Source organism: Parafannyhessea sp., assembly GCF_051876455.1.
GTDB lineage: Bacteria > Actinomycetota > Coriobacteriia > Coriobacteriales > Atopobiaceae > Parafannyhessea.
Genome location: NZ_JBJEHW010000050.1, coordinates 1 through 3,132 on the forward strand (window position 1 = coordinate 1; position 3,132 = coordinate 3,132).

General features: G+C 65.4%; 3 protein-coding genes. 2 read left to right on the plus strand and 1 reads right to left on the minus strand.

The features are described from left to right. Positions 1-22 precede the first annotated feature (22 nt). Positions 23-1,372: an alpha-amylase family glycosyl hydrolase gene (locus ACI38Z_RS02375; protein WP_439788584.1), complete on the plus strand. Its 1,350-nt coding sequence runs from the start codon at positions 23-25 to the stop codon at positions 1,370-1,372. 98 nt (positions 1,373-1,470) lie between these two features. Here ACI38Z_RS02375 and ACI38Z_RS02380 read toward each other — a convergent pair whose 3' ends face one another. Then, a complete protein-coding gene (locus ACI38Z_RS02380; RefSeq protein WP_439788585.1) occupies positions 1,471-1,896 on the minus strand; it encodes an Hsp20 family protein in 426 nt (141 codons plus the stop codon). 256 nt (positions 1,897-2,152) lie between these two features. Between ACI38Z_RS02380 and ACI38Z_RS02385 the strand changes: the two genes are divergently transcribed. Continuing rightward, entirely contained in the window at positions 2,153-2,938 is a 786-nt protein-coding gene (locus tag ACI38Z_RS02385; protein WP_439788586.1) for a hypothetical protein, read from the plus strand. Positions 2,939-3,132: the final 194 nt, after the last annotated feature.

Here is a 3,132-nt window from a genome sequence, read left to right on the forward strand (position 1 = left end):
GACGCTAAGGAGAAGAACGCCCATGGCACAGGACACCGATCCGCAGCTGCAGCAGCAGGTAATCTATTCCGTCTTCGTAAGGAACCACACCAAGGAGGGCACGTTCCTCTCGCTCATACCCGACCTCGAGCGCATCCACAACCTGGGCGTCGACATCGTGTGGCTCATGCCCATCCACCCCACCGGCGTGAAGGGTCGCAAGGGGACGCTCGGCAGCCCGTACGCCAACCGCGACTATCGCGCGGTCAACCCGGAGTTCGGCACGCTGGATGACTTCAAACGGCTGGTCGACGCGATCCACACCCAGGGCATGAAGTGCATCATCGACGTCGTCTACAACCACACCAGCCCCGACTCCGTGCTGTTTGAGCAGCACCCGGAGTTCTTCTATCGCAAGCCCGACGGCCAGCCCGGAAACCACGTGGGCGACTGGTCCGACGTGATCGACCTTGACTACGGCACGCCCGGCCACTGGAACCGCCCGCTGTGGGACTACCAGATCCAGACGCTGTGCTACTGGGCGCAGTTTGTGGACGGCTTCCGCTGCGACGTGGCGTCCTTTGTGCCCGTGGAGTTCTGGGAGGAGGCTCGCGCGGCCGTGGCCAAGGTGCGTCCCGGCGCCATCTGGCTCGCGGAGACCGTGCACCGCTCGTTTGCCCAGGCCTGCCGTGCGCTGGGCATGAACTGCGCCCGCGACACGGAGGCCTTCCGGGCGTTTGACATCGAGTACTCCTACGACATCCAGGAGACGTTTGACGACTACCTGCGCGGCAAGGCGACGCTCAGCCACTACCTTGACCTGGTCGACTTCCAGGACAGCGTCTACCCCGCCAACTACGACAAGATGCGCTACCTGGAGAACCACGACCTCCCGCGCATCGCGAGCTGGGACAGCAACCCCCGCGACCTGCGCAACCTTCTGTCCCTCATGTACTTCCTCAAGGGCACGACGCTCCTGTACGGCGGCCAGGAGGTGGGCTGCGACCACAAGCCCAGCCTGTTTGACCGCGACCCCGTGGACTGGGACGGCCGCTGGGACGGCCCGCTTGACCAGAGCTCGCTCATGCGCACGCTCTACGGCATCAAGCACGACGTCCTGCGTCCGGACGACTACTACCACGCCAAGGCGGATGACGAGAAGAACGTGGCCGTCGTCTATCGCGACCACCTCTCTGGCGTCGAGGCGGACGCGACCCGGACGCTTGGGGTCTTCTCGCTCAAGGGCGTGGCTTGCGAGGTGGAGGTCGACGCGCCCGACGGCACGTACGCGAACCTGATCGACGGACGCGACGTCACCGTGACCGACGGCAGGCTCTCCACGGACGGCGAGCCCATCATCCTGAGCTGCCCGCGCCCCAAGCTGGCGGTGTAGGAACTCGGGGTGCGGCTTGGTTGCGGGCCGCGGCAACAAAAAACGGGCCGGACCACGTGGGTCCGGCCCGCAGCTGCAATCAACCTGCGACGCAGCAGCTAGTCGATGACGACCTTGGTGACGTTCGACTGCTTCTGGACCTTCGGGACGTTCACCTTGAGGACGCCGCCCTCAAGCTTCGCGGAAAGGCCCTCGCGCGCGGCGTCCTTCAGGTACACGCCACGGGTTGCCTGCCACTCCGAGGTCTCCTTCTGCAGGTAGTTCTTGTTCTTCTCCTCGTCGGACTCCTTCTTGTCGACGCTGATGGAGAGGCGGCCCTCGTTAAGCTCAACGTCAATCTGGTCCTTCGTGACACCCGGCAGCTCGGCGGAGACCACGTAGGCGTCGCCGGTGTCCTCCACGTCCATCTTGAAGCCGGCGTCGGAGGTCACGCGCGCCAGAGGCGCGAAGAAGTCGTCCGCCGCGTCGAACGGCCAGCTGTGAAGCATCCTGTCGAAGTTGCTGTAAGGAATCATGCTTGCCATGATCATCACTCCCTTGTGACGTGCGCCGCGAGGGCGGCGCCTTGCTTTCGCTTAGGTATGTTCCCCGCGAGGCGGCATTTATTCACGTCGGCACAGGTTTTCTTAGCGTCACAATGTCAGCAAATCTAAGTGCATGAGGGACATATTTTTGATTTGTGTTGGCTTGCCGCTATGGGCCATCTGCGCGGATTTGCATCCCCCACGTGATTTATGCTAGTTGGCGTTGAATGGTGGCATGCAAGGGCAAGGGTGTGCGATGGACCAGAGCGATCTGAACAGGGCACGAGCGACGCGCCAGACGGAGCACGATGGCTCTGACCAGGACATTCCCGACTTCCTGGTCGAGGCGGCACAGGCCCCCTTGCATCATACGGGCGGCACGGACGATGCACGGTCGCTGGGCGAGAAGGACGCAGCCGCTGCCGTAGCCCCCTCGGATGGCGGAATGAGCGCCTCCGCCACAGGCACGAACGCCGCACAGGGCGGCTCTGCGGAGCCCGCAGACGGCGCCACGGACGCCACGTCCGAGGACGACCTCCTGGGGCTTGACGACTATGCCGAGTACGGCGACTATCCCTACGCCGCGCCCGGGCAGCCGGGCGCGGACGGCCGCAAGCCGATGGACCCCGCCGCGTACGAGGAGGGCGAGCTCGACTGGCAGACTGGCGCCGGCGCCTCGGGCTCGACCATGGGCCGCAGTCCCTACGTGAGGCAGCGCACCCCGCACAAGACGCAGCCCGCGATTGACGACAACGCGGAGGACGGCGCCTACGCCCCCGAGGGCTACGCGCACGACTCCAACATCGCCATCGGCGGCGTGCTGTCCGGCGGTCACACGTACCGCCGCGCGCGCAAGGCCAGGGCGGCCGTCCAGCGCGGGCGCTATGGCCAGTACCTGGAGGTTCCCAAGGGCAAGCGCTCGATCTTCGCGACGCGCACCCAGATGCGCAGGCGCCGCTCGCTCCTGACCACCATCGCGATCATCATCGTGTTTGTGGTGGTCGCGATCGTCATCGCGCAGATGGTCTCCAGGCTGGGCTAACGGCACGCCCCCTAGTGACACGACGGCCGGCCGCGGCATATGCCGTGGCCGTCTTTTTCTGCCTTGCGGCTGTCTGCTACCGTCTGCCGTCAGTCCCAGGGGTCGCGCTCGAACAGCGGTTCGGGGCTGGGCCTGCGGTCCGAGTAGGGGTCGTACCCGTCGTCGTCCTCGTTTTCCGCCCGCAGGAACTCCGC

Coding starts and splice junctions, on each gene's coding strand:
- ACI38Z_RS02375 (WP_439788584.1), top strand. CDS start 23: ATGGCACAGGACACCGATCCGCAGCTGCAGCAGCAGGTAATCTATTCC.
- ACI38Z_RS02380 (WP_439788585.1), bottom strand. CDS start 1,896: ATGGCAAGCATGATTCCTTACAGCAACTTCGACAGGATGCTTCACAGC.
- ACI38Z_RS02385 (WP_439788586.1), top strand. CDS start 2,153: ATGGACCAGAGCGATCTGAACAGGGCACGAGCGACGCGCCAGACGGAG.